Here is a 15,571-nt window from a genome sequence, read left to right on the forward strand (position 1 = left end):
ACCCTCTTGTGGTGACCAGCAAGATCGAAGCGGGTGCGGTGCGTAACGGATGGAGGTGGCCCCCGTCAGCGAGTTGGGCAAGCAGGTCTCCGAGCGGCCGGCCGGTTCGCTCCGGGGTTTCGCCGACACCGTCGGCCTCGCCTCCGCCCGCGTCTGGCGGCTGCGTGGTCGCGCCTGGAACACCCTGCGGCATCCGGCGGGGTGGGAACTGTGGCGGCTGCCGCCCGCGGCGGTCGTCTGGATGCTCGGCACCGAAATCGCGGTCGCGATCTGGGCCCTCTACAGCGCTTTCAAGGTCACTGTCACGACCACGGACCTCGTCCGCTTCGGCGTGATCGCGGGCTGTGCCATCTGGTACCTCATCCAGACCCAGCATCCCGAGGAACAGCGGCGCGCCGACGACCGGCGCGGCGAGCACATCGACCAGACCGCCGTCTGGCTGGGCAGCGCGGCCGTGCTGCTGCCGCCCACGTTGTCGCTCATGCTGCTGCTGATGGTGCGTGTGCAGCGGTACTCCATCGCGCACAAGGCGATGACGACGTTCCTCTTCACTACCGCCGCGCACGCCGCGTCCATCCTCGGCGTGCACACGATCACCGAACTGACGTCGCTGCACACCTGGCTCGCGACGGGCACGCTCCCCCAGCGGACGGGTGACATCGTGTTCGCCGCCGTCGTGCTGGTGGGCACCGCGCTCTGGTACTTCGGGTCGCAAACGCTCCTGATCAGCATCGCGCGCGGCCTGGCCTGGGGCGGCTGGCGGCGGCAGAAGCTGATCGGCAGCTGGGCCGACAACGCGGACTTCGTCTACGCGCTGCAACTCGCCGCGTGCACCACGATCCTCGGCGCGGTCAACATCGCGCTGGTGCCGCTGGTGATGATCGGCGTGGCACTGCGCTCGACCCGGCTCTCGCAGGCGCTGGCGGACACGATCGCGCGCAGCCAGCGCGACCGGAAGACCGGGCTGCTGACCGAGGACTCGTTCCACACCCCGGCCGCCCTGCGGCTGCTCGAAGACCAGACCGATCGGCGGCCGACGGCGTTCCTGATGCTGGACCTCGACCACTTCAAGCAGTGGAACGACAAGTACGGGCATTCCGGCGGCGACATCGTCCTCGGCTGCGTCAGCGCGGTGCTTCGGCAGAACACGCGCGCCTCCGACGTCGTCGGACGCTGGGGCGGCGAGGAGTTCGCCGTACTGCTGCCGGACACCACGCGAATGGAGGCCATGCGGATCGCCGAGCGGATCCGAGCGGCCGTCGCCGCCACGGCGATCACCGGGCTGACGGAACTCGCCAGCGGGCACGCCACCAACGAACCCCGGACGGTGGGACCGACCTACGGGTGCACCGTGTCGATCGGCGTCGGGCTCTCGCCGGAGAACTCGACGGACTACGGCGAACTCTTCCGCGCGGCGGACTCGGCGATGTACGAGGCGAAGCGGGGCGGGCGGAACCGGGTCGTGCTGGCCCGTTCGGCTTTGGCCGTCGATCCTCCTTCGCCGCGGGCCCCGATGTCGCCGTTGAGCCGGGCGGGGGACTCGCGGCGGGAGTGGTGAAGGCCGGGATGAGAAACGTGCGATGAAGGACGCTTTCATAGCAAATTTTGCTATGAAAGCGTCCTTCATTGCACGAGTGAGGCGCTACCGAGCGCACCCCGAAGCGATCCAAGCACCGATGTCACGTATGAGACGTAACCGTCCCATACGTGACATTCGGGGCACCTCCGTACGACCCGCGTCAGCGGCGGGTCACGAGGCGAGTCTCGAGCAGGTCGTCGACCACCCGGGTCTCCACGAAGGCCCGCCGCTCGAACGCGGAGCCGCGCAGCGGCCACAGCGCGATCAGCACGACACCCACCGCGGCCAGCGCGGCCAGCACCAGCGCGGCGACGAACTGGGCGGCGCCGTCGGTCGCCGTGCTCAGCACCGCGAACCCGATCAGCACGAGCATCGTCGGTCCGGCGGCGGCCACCGTCACGATCCAGGCGGGTGTGCGGCGCAGATCCCGGCGCCGGGTGGTCAGCCAGGCGGCGAGGAGGCAGGCGAACGACGCCCCCAGCAGGCAGGCACCCGCGGTGTCGCTCAGCCGGTGCCAGCCCAGCGCGATGGTCGAGGACGCGACCCAGGCGACGGCGACGCCGCCCGTTCCGATGATCACCGGGCGGAACCGTTGGGGCAGAACGAAAGCGAGTGCCATCAGGATCGCCATGGCGGCGCTGACGTGTCCGCTCGGGAAGCTGTTGTGGCCCGGTCCGTAACCACCGTCGGGCAGTTCGGGGCGGTCGAGGACGTACAGCTTGAGCAGCTGCGCGGTGATGAGCGGGAGCACGAGGACGCTCAGTGCCGGGACGAGGAGGCCGGGTTTGCGGCGAAGAAACGCCAGTGCGACCAGGATGATCCCGGCGGCGCCGATCACGAGTACCATGTCCTGCTCCCGTAGCGGGCCAGCCCAGTCCATTGTGGACCACTGGCCCGACTGCGCGCTGCGGACGACGCCGTTCTCCGCGAGCTGCCCCGCCGACGTGTGCACGAAGAGCACGTAGGTCACGACGAACGCGACAGCCAGTCCCAGTCCGGTGGCGAGCTGGAACACGGCCCTGGACAGGGTGAGCCTGGTCTCGGCATGCCGTCCCGGCAGCGGACGGTGGGCGGGTGCGGGCTTCGCTTCGTGGGTGAGTACGGCCATGCATCTCACTGTCCCCACGCCGTTTAGCGGTGAGGTCCGGACAATGTCATGGTTCTGCTACAAGATCGAGCCGAGTCGCACACGCGCGGCGATATCCGAATAATGGCGGCGTGGCAAGTGTCCTTTTGATCGAAGACGACGCGTCCGTCCGGGAGGGTCTGGAGCTCGCGCTGCGCCGTCAGGCGCACACCGTCCACACCGCCGAAAGCGGTGAGCTCGGCCTGGAGAAGCTGCGGGTGTTCCAGCCCGACATCGTCGTGCTGGACCTCATGCTGCCCGGAATCGACGGCTTCGAGACCTGCCGCCGCATCCGCGCCGCCGGTGAGGTGCCGATCATCATGCTCACCGCCCGCAGCGACGACTTCGACATCGTGGCCGGGCTGGAGGCGGGCGCCGACGACTACGTGACCAAGCCGATCGAGCCCCGCGTGCTCGACGCCCGGATCCGGGCGGTGCTGCGGCGCGCGGTGAGCGAGAAGCCCGCGAACGCCGACGACGACACCGCCGAACGGCACGGCCGCCTGGTCATCGACCGGGCCGGGCTGGTGGTCACGAAGAACGGCGAGCCGGTCTCGCTCACTCCGACCGAGCTGAAACTGCTGCTGGAGCTGTCGCGCACGCCCGGGCAGGTCTACAGCCGCCAGCAGATCCTCTCCGCCGTGTGGGATCACGACTACCTCGGCGACTCGCGGCTGGTCGACGCCTGTGTCCAGCGGTTGCGCGCGAAGATCGAAGACGTGCCCGCGAAACCCGACCACGTCCAGACCGTCCGCGGCTTCGGGTACCGGTTCGGCCGTTCATGAGGCTGCTCTCCGGGCTGCGGCCGCGACTCATCCTCGCCTTCGCGGTGATGACGATCATCGGGGCGGCGGCCGCGGCGGGGGCCAGCTACGTCTCGGCCCGCAACGCCATCCTCGAAGCGGTCCAGGACGCGGCGATGAACCAGCTCAAGGACCGGGTCGCCGCCTACGGCCGCCCGCTGTCCACGCCGCCGACCCAGGAACAGCTCAACGACTTCGCGGGCAGTCTGCGGTTGAACGCCGTCGCGGTCTACCGGGACATGCGGTCGGTCAACGGACCGGATCTGACCACGTTCTCCCCCGAACTGCGGGAGACCGTCGCCGACGACGACCGGATCCAGTTCCAGCGTCTCGACCGCGACACCACCCCCGAGCTCCTGGTCGGCATGCCGGTGCTGGCGCGGCAGCCGAACGGATTGATGGGGCGCAGCGGGCTCCAGGTGTACTCGCTCACCTCGCTCGGCCAGCAGCAGCAAGCCATCGAAGAGCTCGCGAAGTACGCGTGGCAGATGGCCGCGCTGGCCCTGCCGCTCGCCGCCGCGCTCGCGTTGCTGGCCGCCAGGCAGGTGCTGCGGCCGGTGCGGGCGCTCAACACCGCCGCGGCCCAGCTCGGCGAGGGAAGGCTCGACGTCCGCCTGCCGGCCAAGGGGTCCGACGAACTGGCCGAACTGGTCACGACCTTCAACAACACGGCCGCCGAGCTGGAACGCACGGTCGGCGAGCTGCGGGCCATGGAGGCCGACGCCCGCCGGTTCGTGGCCGACGTCTCGCACGAACTCCGTACCCCGCTCGCGGCGATGAACGCGGTCACCGACGTCCTGGACGAGGACGCGGAGGCACTGCCGCCGGACACCGCGGTCGCCGCGCGGCTGGTCTCCGGCGAGACCCGCAGGCTGACCCGGCTCGTCCAGGATCTGGTCGAGATCTCCCGGTTCGACGCGGGCCGCGCCGAACTCGTGCTCGACGAGTGGGATCTCGCGACGGCGATCCGCGACAGCCTCGACGCCCGGGGCTGGCGGGACGGCGAAGACCTGGTCACCGACCTGCCCGAGGGTGTCACCGCGCGGGTCGACCGGCGGCGGCTCGACCTGATCGTCGCCAATCTCGTCGGCAACGCGTTCCGGCACGGCGCTGTCCCGGTCGAGGTCCACCTGCGTGCCGACGGCGACGACGTCACCCTGGAGGTCGACGACCACGGCCCCGGCATCGACCCCGAGGTCCTACCGCACGTGTTCGACCGGTTCACCAAGGCGGACAGCTCCCGCGCCCGGTCCGAAGGCAGCGGGCTGGGCCTGGCGATCGCGCTGGAAAACGCCCGCCTGCACGGCGGTGACATCACGGCGGGAAACACCGGCCAGGGCGCCCGGTTCGTCCTGCGGCTGCCGCACCGGGCGGAAGGAGGGACACGATGAGGAAAACCCTTCTGGCCGCCCTCGCCGCGGCGACGCTGGTGGCGGGCTGCGGCGTCCAGCCCACCGGCGTCATCCCGGCCGGACCGGGACCGTCGATCCGCGCGACCACGGGGCCGGCGGTCGTCGGCGGCGGGCTGACCTTGTACTTCGTGTCCGATGGCCGGGTCATCCCGGTGACCCGGCCCAGCGAAGGCTTCATTTCCCCCGAAGGCGCGATCACGTTGCTCATGAAGGGACCGACGGAACGGGAAGCCGCGCAGGGACTCACCACGTTCATTCCCCCCGAAGTGGGGCGGGTCGAGGTCTACTCGGGCCAGCCGGGGACCATGGTGCTGCCGTTCACCACGCGAAAACTGTCGAGCCAAGCCCTCAACCAGCTGGTTTGCACCGCGATAGCGGCCTCGCCGTCGACAGGACAAGGTCCGGTCGCTCCGGGGATGAACCTGACCTCGCCGGATGGGGACATGTACTACCAAACCTGCAAGGCGGGCTGAACTCGTCACTCACAGTGCTCACATAAAAGCACTTCTTGTGTCTGTACGGACGTGAGCCCCTGTTGGTTCACCGATCAAGGTAACTGTGGGCGAGCACACTCGCGCGTGACATTGCCGTGTCCATTTCGTAATGTTGCCCGGAGCTCGCGGCCCCCGACGCGAGCTCCCGTCCCCGAATTGGTGAGTGATCAGAGAAATGGCCGGCAGACATCGCAAAACCCACGCCCCGAAGTGGAAGCTCCCCGCGGGTATCGCGGCAGCGGTCGCCACGGCGCTCCCGGCGTCGATGTGGCTGACCACCGCGGGTTCCCCCGACGTCGAAGCGGCCAGCGCCGCGCTCGCGCTGCAGGCTCCCCCGGTCTCCAGTGTGACTCCCCCGCCGTCGACCAGCAGCACCCCGCCCTCCAGCACGACGACCCCGCCCCCCTCGACCACCGCGGCTCCCCCGAAGCCGACGACGTCGACCAAGGCCCCCGCCCCGGTGAAGAAGACGGTTCCCGCCGCGACGGCGTCGTGCTCGACCGACCTCGCCGGCACCAAGCCGCACGTGGCCCAGGTCGGCAACCACGTCAAGGCGAAGTTCGGCGTCAAGAGCGTCGGCGGCGTCGCCGGCCGCGCGAACGCCAGTGACCACCCCTCCGGCCTCGCGCTGGACTTCATGGTGGACGCCGCCACCGGCAACGCCATCGCCGACTACCTCCTGGCGAACCAGAAGGACTTCGGCGTCAGCTACGTCATCTGGCGTCAGCGCTACAACGACGGCAGCGGCTGGGACACCATGGAGGACCGCGGCGGCGCGACCGCCAACCACATGGACCACGTCCACGTGTCGTTCTCCAAGAGCGCCAAGGTCAGCGTCAGCTGCTAACGACGCCGAGCGGACCGCTCGCCGGGCTGGACCACGGGTCGTCCCATGACCTCTTCCACGCCTTTGACGGCGAGCCGGTCCGCTCGCTCGTTCTCCGGATGTCCGGCGTGGCCCTTGACCCAATGCCATTCGACGTCGTGCTGTGAAGCGGCTTCGTCGAGGCGACGCCACAGATCGGCGTTCTTGACGGCGTCTTGGCCGAGGTCATCCAGCCGTTGTTCTTCCAGTTCCGCACCCAGCTGGTGATGCCGTTCCGGACGTACGTGCTGTCGGTGTAGAGGTTCACCGTGACCCGGCGCTTCAGGCTTTCCAGCGCCTCGATGGGCGCCATCAGCTCCATCCGGTTGTTCGTGGTCGGCCCCGCGTCCCCGCCGTAGATCTCCTTCTCGACGTCGCCGTATCGCAGCACCGCACCCCAGCCGCCGGGGCCGGGATTCCCGCTGCACGCGCCATCGGTGTAGATCTCGACTGATGATTCCGCCACCGGCACACCCTAGCGACGCGTTCAGTCCGGCAGCAGTGGCACCCACGGCTCCTCGGCCTGCCCGAGGTGCACCGCCCGCGTGATGGACTTCGAACCGAAGCGGTCCCGGACGGTGTCGAGTGTCGAATCGAGCGCGTCCCTCGGCTTCGCCCCGAACGGCAAGGCCAGCTGGATCGCGTCGTCCTTCGTCAGGTTCGTCAGCGCGAGACCGATCAGCGTGAGCCCGCGTTCGTCGATCAGCGGCCGCGCCGCGGCGAGCAGGTCACGTGCCGCCGCGACGATCGCGCCGGTCTGTTCGGTCGCCTCCAGCAGGGTGTGCGAGCGAGTGGCCTTGGTGAAGTCGGCGAACCGCATCCGCAGCACGACCGTCCGGCATACGCGATGCGCCGCGCGCAGCCGCCGGGCGAGGCGATCGGCCAGCGTCAGCAGCATCGCGTCGAGTTCGGCAGGCGTCCGCGGCCTGCTGCCGAGCGCGCGCTGCGCCCCGATCGACCGACGGCGGCGGCCGGTCTGCACCCGACGCGGGTCTTCGTTGTGGGACAAGGCATGCAGGTGGACGCCGACGCCGCGGCCGAGCATCCGGACGAGTTCCTTCTCCCCGAACCCCTCCATCTGCCCGACCGTCGTCACGCCGCGCTCCCGCAGCTTTTGCGCGGTCACCTCGCCCACGCCCCACAGCCGCTCGACCGGCAGCGGATGCAGGAACTCCAGTTCCCCGTCGTGCGGCACGACGAGCAGCCCGTCGGGTTTGGCGACACCGCTGGCCACCTTCGCGAGGAACTTCGTCCTGGCGACGCCGACCGTGATGGGCAGGCCGACCTGTTCCAGGACGTCCTTCCGCAGTTTCGCGGCGATCTGGCTCGGCGTGCCCGCGATCCTCAGCAGCCCGCCGACGTCGAGGAACGCCTCGTCGATCGAGATGCCCTCCACCAGCGGTGTCGTGTTGTCGAAGACCTCGAAGACCGCCTTGCTCGCCTCCGAATACGCGTGCATCCGCGGCGGGACCACGATCGCGTGCGGGCACAGCCGCCGCGCCTGGCCGCCGCCCATCGCCGTGCGGACGCCGAACGCCTTGGCCTCGTAACTGGCCGCCAGCACGACACCGCCGCCGACGATGACCGGCCGCCCGCGCAGGCTCGGGTCGTCACGCTGCTCGACCGACGCGTAGAACGAGTCCAGGTCGGCGTGCAGGATGGGACCCTCGATCGTCATAGAACATATGTTCGCATCGATCGGCCCAAGGACCAAGCGGGTCTCCGGTCACGCGGCCAGCAGCGCGGTATCCGATGCCCGGATCCGGGCCTGTTCAGCGAACCGCCTTCGCGCGGCGACGACTCTGAGCCATCGTTCTGAGCGCTCGGCGTCCAGATCGGAAGTGGCCCGGGCGAGCACCTCGGCGGCGTGCGCGGCGGAATCGATCTCCGCGGCGGCGCCGAGGTAGTCGCCCGCCTCGATCAGCTTGTAGGCGTGCCGCATCTCGGTCTGCGCGGTCGAATAGATGGCGTAGGCGGCCAGGTTGTTCGCCAGCGGCCCCAGTGAATGCGACATCGGATTCTCCGTTCCTTCTCTTACTGACACGTCGAACGGATACCCCGTGGTTCGACACGGTGGCGGATATTTTTCGAACTTCTTCGGGGGTTGCGCGAAATGGCCGCCGCACGACAGCCTGAAACGCATGCCAGCCAGGGCTGCGTCGTTCCGCAGCGTGTTCGCGGTCGCCGAGTTCCGCCGGATCTGGCTCGCGCATCTGCTCTCGGTCGCCGGTGACCAGCTGGCCAGGGTCGCGCTCACGGTGCTGGTGTTCGACCGGACGTCGTCGGCGGGATGGGCTTCGGCGGCGTACGCGCTGACGTTCGTGCCCGATCTCCTCGGCGGCGCGCTGGGTGGCATCGCGGACCGGTTCTCGCGACGCACCGTGATGGTGGTGACCGACGTCGGCCGCGCGGTCCTGATCGCGCTGATGGCGGTGCCCGGGCTGCCGCTGCCCGCCGCGGCCGCGCTGCTGTTCGTCGTGCAGCTCATGGCGGGGCCGTTCTACGCGGCACGCCAGGCGATGCTGCCGGACCTGCTCGACCCGGACCGGCTGGTCGTCGGCCAGGCCGTCATCTCCTCGACGTACCAGGCCGGGCTCGTGGTGGGGTTCGGCGCGGGCGCCGCCGTCGTCACCGGCCTCGGCGTCCCCGGCGCGCTACTGATCGACGCGGGAACGTTCGCGCTGTCGGCAGTCATGCTCCGCTTCGGGCTGAAGCGGTACCCGCCGTCGGCGCCACGCCACCACCGGCGCCCGTCCCTGATCGCGGGCTGCCGCCTCGTCGCCCGCGATCGCAAGCTGCGATGGCTGCTGCTCATCGCCTGCTGCTGCGGTTTCTACGTCGTGCCCGAAGGCCTCGCCGTCCCGGTCGCCGCCGAACTGGGCGGGGCGGGCGCGCTGCCGTGGCTGCTGGCCGCGAACCCGGTCGGCTCGGTGCTCGGCGGGATCCTGCTGAGCCGGATCCCGCGGGAACGGCAGGTCCGGCTGCTGGGCGCGCTGACGGTGGCGAGCAGCCTGGTGCTGATCCCGACCGGCTGGGCGCCCGGCCTGGTCACGATCGTCGTGCTGTGGACGATCTCGGGGCTGTTCTCCGCGCACGACATGATCACCCAGACGCAGTACAGCCTCGCCGCGCCGCCGGACCAGCGCGGTCAGGTGATCGGTGTGGCGATCGCGGCGTTGCGGGCGGCGCAGGCGGCGGGCATCGCGGCAGGCGGGCTGCTGGCCCAGGTCGTCGCGCCGACCACCGCGATCACCGTCGCGGCGGTCGCGGGCTTGGTGGTCGCCTGCGTCGCCGGCGCGGGCTGGTCACGTGCGGTGTCGTCCCGCCACGGGGATCCGGTGAATCCGGTCGGCGGGACGACACCCGTTGGTGAGCACGGTTCCTGATCACGTCCAGTTGTTGTCACGCCGAGTGGTCCAGTTGTTGTCACGCACTACGTTCACCTCCCTTCACGAATCCGCACGCTCGTGGGCCAGATCACTCAAGTCCAGTTGTTGTCACGCATGCCGTTCACCTCCCTCGAAATAGCGATCTATCCGGCAAAACACTCACCAGTTGTTGTCCTGCATCGGTGCATCTCCCTCGTTTTGGTTGGGCTGTCCGGGGGAATTCGCGTCCGCGCCTCTTATCGTCGGAGACAACGCGTTCGTCGCCGTCCCGGTTCGATTACGGTGTAGATCACCGACGGAAGAGGGTGCGTGGACGGACGACTCGGCGGCGCGCGGCGACGGCTCAGGGCCTGGCACCTGTGGAGCCTGCCGCGATCTGTGCGTACCTACGTCCTGGTCGTGAATCTCATCGCAGTCCTCTCGACCGCCGCCACCGCCCGGTTGGTCCCGGTCACCGGCACCGATCTGATCCGGTTCGGCGTCTTGACGCTGTGCGCGGCCATCGCGATCGAGGGCACCCGGCAGATCGAACGCCAACGGGAGTACGACAGAGCCCCGTCGGTCGCCTACGTCGACACCAAGGCGGTCTGGAGCGTCGCCGCCGTCATCGCGCTGCCGCCGGTGCTCGCCGCCGCGATGGTCGTGGTGACCTACACCATCGCATGGCTGAGGATCTGGCCACACCAACGGCCGGTTCTCGCCCATCGGTGGATCTTTTCCGCCGCGACGGTGCTCTGCGGCACGCAGGCGGCCGTCGTCGTCCTCAGCCTCGGCATGCGCAACTACCCCGGTGCGCCCGACTCCGGACTGCTCGCCGGACTGGGCGATCTCGCCGTCATCATCGTGGCCGCGGCGCTGCGCTGGGCGATCAACACCGTGCTGGTGATGATCGCGATCGCGCTCTCGTCGCCGCCGAAGTCGATCGGCGAGCTGTTCTCCGGCTTCGGCGACCAGATCCTCGAGGCGGGCGCGCTCGGCCTCGGCCTGGTGACGGCCGTCGTCCTCGTCCAGGCCAACCCGCTGGTGCTGATCGGGGTCGTCATCGCGCTGGTCGCGCTGCACCGCGGGCTGCTGCTGACGCAGTACCGGCGCGACGCGCACACCGACGCCACCACCGGGCTCGTCACGAAACGCCGCTGGCGCCAGCTGGCCGAAGAACACCTCGGCCGGACGCGCGCCGGCCGCAAACTCGGCGTGCTGTTCCTCGACCTCGACAACTTCAAGACGATCAACGACACCTACGGCCACCCCAACGGCGACCTCGTCCTGCGCGCGGTCGGCGACGCGCTGCGCGCCGAGATCCGGGAACAGGACGTCTGCGGGCGGTGGGGCGGCGAGGAGTTCGCGATCGTCATCCCGGACGTGCACAGCGAGGAGACACTGCGCCAGGTGGCCGAACGGATCCGGCACCAGGTGGCGGTGGTCGCGGTCGCGCTGCCCGACCGCGACACGGTGCTGACCGACCTGACGGTGTCGATCGGCGGGGCCCTGTACCCGGCGGCCAACATCACCAGCGTCGACGACCTCCTCGTCGCCACCGACACCGCGCTCTACCGGGCGAAGCAAGGCGGCCGCAATCGCGTCGAATTGGCCCCTCCCCCGCAGTAAGGTTGCCTCGTCTGGGGAGGCGCCATGAGCTTGAATCGGTTCGCTCGGGGTCCCGTAGGGCTGGTCGTCGCGGCACAGGCAGTGGTGCTCACACTGTTCTCCGGCCGCTACGGCTTTCACCGGGACGAGTTGTACTTCCTCGCCGCGGGCAAACGGCTTGCCTGGGGTTATGTGGATCAGCCCTCGCTGACACCGTTGCTGGCGAGGCTCTCGACCGACGTCTTCGGCGCCACACCCGCCGGACTGCGCGTGGCCGCCACCCTGTGTGCCTTGGGGACCGTCGTCCTACTGGCACTGGTCGCCCGCGAGTTCGGCGGCGGCCGCGGCGCACAGGTCCTGACCGCCGCCATCACCGCGCTGTCGGCGTTCGTCGTGGTCGACGGGCACATGTTGTCGACAGCCACGGTCGACCTGCTGGTCTGGAGCGCACTGGGCCTGGTGGTCCTGCGCCTGTTCCGCACCGGCGACGGACGATGGTGGCTCGCGATCGGCGCCGTCATCGGCATCGGACTGGAGAGCAAGTGGCTCGTCCTGCTGATGGTCGCCTCGATCGGCCTGGCGGTACTCGCTGTCGGCCCGCGTACGGTCTTCCGCAGCGGCTGGCTCGCCGCCGGGATCGCGCTCGCGCTGGCACTGGCCGCGCCGGGGCTGATCTGGCAGGCGTCACACGATTTCCCTTTGCTGACAGTGGCTTCTGGGATCAGCGAGGACGACGGCGCGGAGAATCGGATCCTGTTCGTGCCTATGCAACTGCTCTACCTCTCCCCGGTGGTCGTACCGGTTTGGATCGCGGGCGCCCTCCGGCTCTGGCGCGATCCGGACCTGCGCTGGGCCCGCTCGATAGCTCTGGCCTATCCGATCCTGTGCGTGATCTTGGTGGTATTGGGCGGAAAGCCGTACTACTCGGCGCCCTTTCTGTTGCTGCTCACCGCCGCCGGCGCGGATCCCTGCCTGCGTTGGCTGAACCGGACCTGGCGACGGGCACTGGCCGCGTTCTTGGCCTTGATCGGCGCGGCGGTCTCGCTCGTCGTCGGGCTGCCCCTGCTCCCGGTCTCCGCACTGGAGCCGGTTCTGGTGGTGAACAAGGAACTCGGCGAACAAGCGGGCTGGCCCGAGCTGGCTTCGACGGTCGCCCGGGTTCGATCACAGGCCCCGACCGCGGTGATCTTCACACGGAACTACGGTCAGGCGGGAGCTTTGGAGCACTACGGGCTTCCGGCGGTGTACTCGGGGCATATGTCCTATGCGGACTGGGGCCCTCCCCCGGACGACGCCGGCCCGGTGGTCGTGGTGGGTCCGTACCTTCCGGAGTGGTTCACGGGATGCCGCGAGGTGGCGGTGCACGACAATGGGCTCGGGGTGGAGAACGAGGAGCAAGGGGTGCGGATTTCCTTGTGTGCGGGGACTTCTCGGCCTTGGTCGGAGTTGTGGGCGAGGATGCGACACTATTACTGAGGTTGGGGTGTTGCCGAAAATCGGCAATGCTCGCGGTGTCCGGGTCCTACCAGCGTGTCGATCGCAGCTGGCCACAACATCTCCGCTGCCTGACGGCGCGTCCTGGCGTTGCCGAAAATCGGCGATGAGCCAGCCCTAGTTGCAGCACACCCCGGCCAACTGGCGGGCGTGTCATTGACGCCGCCAACCGGAGCCTGTCACGATTTTTGTGCAAGTCAGAGGTGATTACTTACATTTGTAGGTAATCAGAATGGGAGTCTTCCTGGGAAGAGTCGGGCGAGTGTGTTGAGTGCCACTTTCCAGCCGTGTGTTCCGGTTCCTGATGTGCCTCCGCGTTGGCTGGATATGTTTCGGAGTCCGAGGTAGAGCAGTTTCATGGCCGCGTCTTTGTCGGGGAAGTGTCCGCGGTTCTTGGTGATTTTACGTAGCTGGAAGTTGATGGATTCGATGGCGTTGGTTGTGTAGACGATTTTGCGGAGTTCGGCCGGGTAGTCAAGGAAAGGAATGAAGTCGTTCCAGGCGTTGCGCCACACGTCGATGGCTCCAGGGTATTGGGTTCCCCAGGTCTTGTCGAATTCGGCGAGTGCGAGTTCGGCGCCGTCGAGTGTGGGTGCGCAGTAGATTTCACGCATCGATGCGGCGATCTTCTTGCGGTCGCTGTAGGACACGAATTTCGAGGCGTTGCGGATCACGTGGACCACGCACGTCTGGACGACGGTGTCAGGGAAGACTGTCTTGATCGCGTCGGGCAGGCCGGTCAAGCCGTCGCAGCAGGCGATCAGGATGTCTTTCAGGCCACGGTTACGCAGGTCGGTGACGACCTTCAGCCAGAACTTCGCGGCCTCGGTGTCGGAGATCCAGCAGCCGAGGGCGTGCTTGCGGCCGTCGACGTCGACCCCGATGGCCAGGTAAGCGACCTTGGTGGTGACCACGCCGTTGTCCTTGACCCGGATCCGGATTCCATCGACATAGAGAATCGGGTAGACCTCGTCGAGTGGACGCGATTGCCATGCCTTGATCTCGTCGACCACAACCTCGGTGATATTGGATATCAATTCCCGCGAGGCGTTCACCCCGTAAACTTCCCGCAGGCGCGCTTCGATATCACGGGTCGTCATTCCACGCGAATACAACGACAGGATCATATCGTCGATATTGCCGATCCGCCGCGCCCGTTTCGGCACGATCGCCGGTTCGAACGACCCGTTCCGATCACGTGGCACCTCGATATCGACAGGACCATTCCTTGTCGACACCGTCTTGGTCGATTTACCGTTCCGTGAATTACCGGACCCCCGACCTGCCGGGTCGCCGGCGTCATAACCTAAATGATCGGTCATCTCCGCCTGCAGCACCCGCTCGAGCACAGCCTTGGTCATCTGGTTCAGCAGGCCGTCCACACCATCGATCGGCGTTCCCGCCGCTTTGGCATCCCTCAGCAACGCGTCAATCGTCTCCGGCGAGAAGGCCTCCGCCAGCTGCCGCGCCGCCGTCTCGTCACCACGACGAGACGATGTGTTCCGTGTCACCCGGTGTCCCCTCCGACTGCCCAACAGGCAAGTCGATCTTGGTACACCTCCGACTTACACAGTTGGCATGACACGCCCGTCAACCCCGCCACCGCGGCCACGCCGCCACGGCCCGACGAAGCGCCCTGACGTTGCCGAAAATCGGTAATGGGGCGACGGCACCGCAGGATCCAAAAAGTGTCGGTGGTCGGTTGTACGGTTCTTGCGTGGATACCCGCAACGCCATTGTGGCACTACTCAACGATATAACAGACCCGAAATCTTTGGAGGACGCCAACGCTTCGGTAAGTCTCTTGGACGACAACGATTCCGTCGCTGTCGCGCAGGCCGCGTCTGCGGGCATCGCCCGCCTGGAGGCGATCCGGTTCCGTGCCCTGGCCCAGCTGAATCGCCACCGTGACGGCGCGAGAAGCGTGACACAGGAAGTCGCCTTCGCACTGTCTCTTGTGGACAGTTATGCGGGTGAGATGGTCGCTGCCGCCGACGCGTTGACCACCCGCCTTCCCCGCACCCTGAACCTGATGGACCAGGGGAAGGTGAGTGGGTTCGGGACGATGAAAGTCGCCGCGGCCACCGCGTGGCTGTCCGACGAGAACGCCCTCGCCGCTGATGCTTTGTTGGAAGAGCGCCTGCCGGGGAAGAATTCCGAGCAGATCCGGAAAGCGGCGAGTTATGCGGCGACGACGGTCGACCCGGAAGGCGCCGACAAGCGGTCCGAGCACCATCGTGGCGGCCGCCGACTCGCCCTGCGGCAGGGCGAGACAGGGGTGGCGTCGATCGAGATCGAAGACGGCCCCACCGAAAAGGTCACCGCCGCCTACACGCGGATCGACCGTGAAGCACGGGCCCTCAAAACCGGGGGTGAAACCCGCACCCTGGACCAATTGCGCGCCGATGTCGCGCTCGATCTCCTGCTCGGCGGACAGGGCGGGGTGAGTGAACGCACCGAGGTGTTCCTCTACATGGACCTGTTCACCTACCTCGGCCTCAACGACGACCCTGCGGAACTCGCCGGACACGGCCACCTCCCGGCCGCACTCGCCCGGCATATCGCGACCGGCCCGAACACTGTGCTGCGGAGGATCGTCACCGACCCGTTGTCCGGGCAGGTGCTGGACCTGGGCCGGGACCGATACCGGCCCACCACGGGACTCGGCGACTACGTCCGGGTCCGGGACCGTGAATGCCGAAGACCCGGCGTGCGCCACGAGGCGCTGTCAATCAATGTGGAGGTGAAAGACCTGCACCATTGTTATGTCGCATCATAGCGGTGATAGCTGAGGGCAGCGGAACCAGGAGACGCTGGGGAAG

General features: G+C 68.1%; 13 protein-coding genes and 1 pseudogene. 9 read left to right on the forward strand and 5 right to left on the reverse strand.

Annotation, left to right across the window (positions count from 1 at the left end):
• Positions 1–49: 49 nt before the first annotated feature.
• The gene (locus ACLARN_RS17075) at positions 50–1,558 is read left to right on the forward strand and encodes a GGDEF domain-containing protein (RefSeq protein WP_409492387.1); all 1,509 of its coding nucleotides are present in this window, start codon (positions 50–52) and stop codon (positions 1,556–1,558) included.
• A 181-nt stretch (positions 1,559–1,739) separates the two neighbouring features.
• On the opposite strand, the gene ACLARN_RS17080 is transcribed toward ACLARN_RS17075, so the two are convergent.
• Positions 1,740–2,687, reverse strand: a complete 948-nt coding sequence (locus tag ACLARN_RS17080) for a phosphatase PAP2 family protein (protein ID WP_409492388.1) — start codon at positions 2,685–2,687, stop codon at positions 1,740–1,742.
• Positions 2,688–2,797: 110 nt separating this feature from the next.
• On the opposite strand from ACLARN_RS17080, the gene ACLARN_RS17085 reads away from it, so the two are divergent.
• From ACLARN_RS17085 to ACLARN_RS17100, 4 genes are all read left to right on the forward strand, one after another.
• Positions 2,798–3,490 (forward strand): response regulator, encoded by a 693-nt coding sequence (locus ACLARN_RS17085; RefSeq protein ID WP_409492389.1) that lies wholly within the window; start codon positions 2,798–2,800, stop codon positions 3,488–3,490.
• Positions 3,487–4,899 carry an ATP-binding protein gene (locus tag ACLARN_RS17090; RefSeq protein ID WP_409492390.1) on the forward strand — a complete coding sequence of 471 codons (1,413 nt, stop codon included), beginning with the start codon at positions 3,487–3,489 and terminating at the stop codon, positions 4,897–4,899. Before ACLARN_RS17085 ends, ACLARN_RS17090 begins: the two co-directional genes overlap by 4 nt.
• Positions 4,896–5,393, forward strand: coding sequence for a GerMN domain-containing protein (locus ACLARN_RS17095; RefSeq protein WP_409492391.1), 498 nt, complete (start codon positions 4,896–4,898; stop codon positions 5,391–5,393). Before ACLARN_RS17090 ends, ACLARN_RS17095 begins: the two co-directional genes overlap by 4 nt.
• Before the next feature lie 196 nt (positions 5,394–5,589).
• Positions 5,590–6,261: a hypothetical protein gene (locus tag ACLARN_RS17100; protein ID WP_409492392.1), complete on the forward strand. Its 672-nt coding sequence runs from the start codon at positions 5,590–5,592 to the stop codon at positions 6,259–6,261.
• Here the strand turns inward: ACLARN_RS17100 and rnhA are convergent.
• The 3 genes and pseudogenes from rnhA to ACLARN_RS17115 form a co-directional block, all read right to left on the reverse strand.
• A pseudogene (gene rnhA / locus ACLARN_RS17105) lies at positions 6,258–6,745 on the reverse strand (ribonuclease HI). The gene ACLARN_RS17100 and the pseudogene rnhA overlap by 4 nt on opposite strands.
• 21 nt (positions 6,746–6,766) lie before the next feature.
• The gene (gene dinB / locus ACLARN_RS17110; RefSeq protein ID WP_409492393.1) at positions 6,767–7,957 is read right to left on the reverse strand and encodes a DNA polymerase IV; all 1,191 of its coding nucleotides are present in this window, start codon (positions 7,955–7,957) and stop codon (positions 6,767–6,769) included.
• Positions 7,958–8,005: 48 nt separating this feature from the next.
• Complete coding sequence (locus ACLARN_RS17115) at positions 8,006–8,293, reverse strand: hypothetical protein (protein ID WP_409492394.1); 288 nt, start codon at positions 8,291–8,293, stop codon at positions 8,006–8,008.
• Between the two features lie 127 nt (positions 8,294–8,420).
• On the opposite strand from ACLARN_RS17115, the gene ACLARN_RS17120 reads away from it, so the two are divergent.
• From ACLARN_RS17120 to ACLARN_RS17130, 3 genes are all read left to right on the forward strand, one after another.
• A complete protein-coding gene (locus ACLARN_RS17120; protein ID WP_409492395.1) occupies positions 8,421–9,665 on the forward strand; it encodes an MFS transporter in 1,245 nt (414 codons plus the stop codon).
• Positions 9,666–9,977: 312 nt separating this feature from the next.
• Positions 9,978–11,276, forward strand: a complete 1,299-nt coding sequence (locus ACLARN_RS17125) for a diguanylate cyclase (protein WP_409492396.1) — start codon at positions 9,978–9,980, stop codon at positions 11,274–11,276.
• Positions 11,277–11,300: 24 nt separating this feature from the next.
• A complete protein-coding gene (locus tag ACLARN_RS17130; protein ID WP_409492397.1) occupies positions 11,301–12,731 on the forward strand; it encodes an ArnT family glycosyltransferase in 1,431 nt (476 codons plus the stop codon).
• Between the two features lie 245 nt (positions 12,732–12,976).
• Here the strand turns inward: ACLARN_RS17130 and ACLARN_RS17135 are convergent, their stop codons facing one another.
• On the reverse strand, positions 12,977–14,209 hold the full coding sequence (locus tag ACLARN_RS17135) for an IS256 family transposase (RefSeq protein WP_409492412.1): 1,233 nt from the start codon (positions 14,207–14,209) through the stop codon (positions 12,977–12,979).
• Positions 14,210–14,487: 278 nt separating this feature from the next.
• On the opposite strand from ACLARN_RS17135, the gene ACLARN_RS17140 reads away from it, so the two are divergent.
• The gene (locus ACLARN_RS17140; RefSeq protein WP_409492413.1) at positions 14,488–15,528 is read left to right on the forward strand and encodes a DUF222 domain-containing protein; all 1,041 of its coding nucleotides are present in this window, start codon (positions 14,488–14,490) and stop codon (positions 15,526–15,528) included.
• The last annotated feature ends 43 nt before the right edge of the window (positions 15,529–15,571 follow it).

Origin of the sequence: Amycolatopsis sp. cmx-11-12 (assembly GCF_046269425.1) — a bacterium.
Lineage (GTDB): Bacteria > Actinomycetota > Actinomycetes > Mycobacteriales > Pseudonocardiaceae > Amycolatopsis.

Bases quoted from the DNA above. Each gene is read 5' to 3' on its own strand.
- ACLARN_RS17075 (WP_409492387.1), top strand. From the start codon at position 50: ATGGAGGTGGCCCCCGTCAGCGAGTTGGGCAAGCAGGTCTCCGAGCGG.
- ACLARN_RS17080 (WP_409492388.1), bottom strand. From the start codon at position 2,687: ATGGCCGTACTCACCCACGAAGCGAAGCCCGCACCCGCCCACCGTCCG.
- ACLARN_RS17090 (WP_409492390.1), top strand. From the start codon at position 3,487: ATGAGGCTGCTCTCCGGGCTGCGGCCGCGACTCATCCTCGCCTTCGCG.
- ACLARN_RS17095 (WP_409492391.1), top strand. From the start codon at position 4,896: ATGAGGAAAACCCTTCTGGCCGCCCTCGCCGCGGCGACGCTGGTGGCG.
- ACLARN_RS17100 (WP_409492392.1), top strand. From the start codon at position 5,590: ATGGCCGGCAGACATCGCAAAACCCACGCCCCGAAGTGGAAGCTCCCC.
- dinB (WP_409492393.1), bottom strand. From the start codon at position 7,957: ATGACGATCGAGGGTCCCATCCTGCACGCCGACCTGGACTCGTTCTAC.
- ACLARN_RS17115 (WP_409492394.1), bottom strand. From the start codon at position 8,293: ATGTCGCATTCACTGGGGCCGCTGGCGAACAACCTGGCCGCCTACGCC.
- ACLARN_RS17120 (WP_409492395.1), top strand. From the start codon at position 8,421: ATGCCAGCCAGGGCTGCGTCGTTCCGCAGCGTGTTCGCGGTCGCCGAG.
- ACLARN_RS17130 (WP_409492397.1), top strand. From the start codon at position 11,301: ATGAGCTTGAATCGGTTCGCTCGGGGTCCCGTAGGGCTGGTCGTCGCG.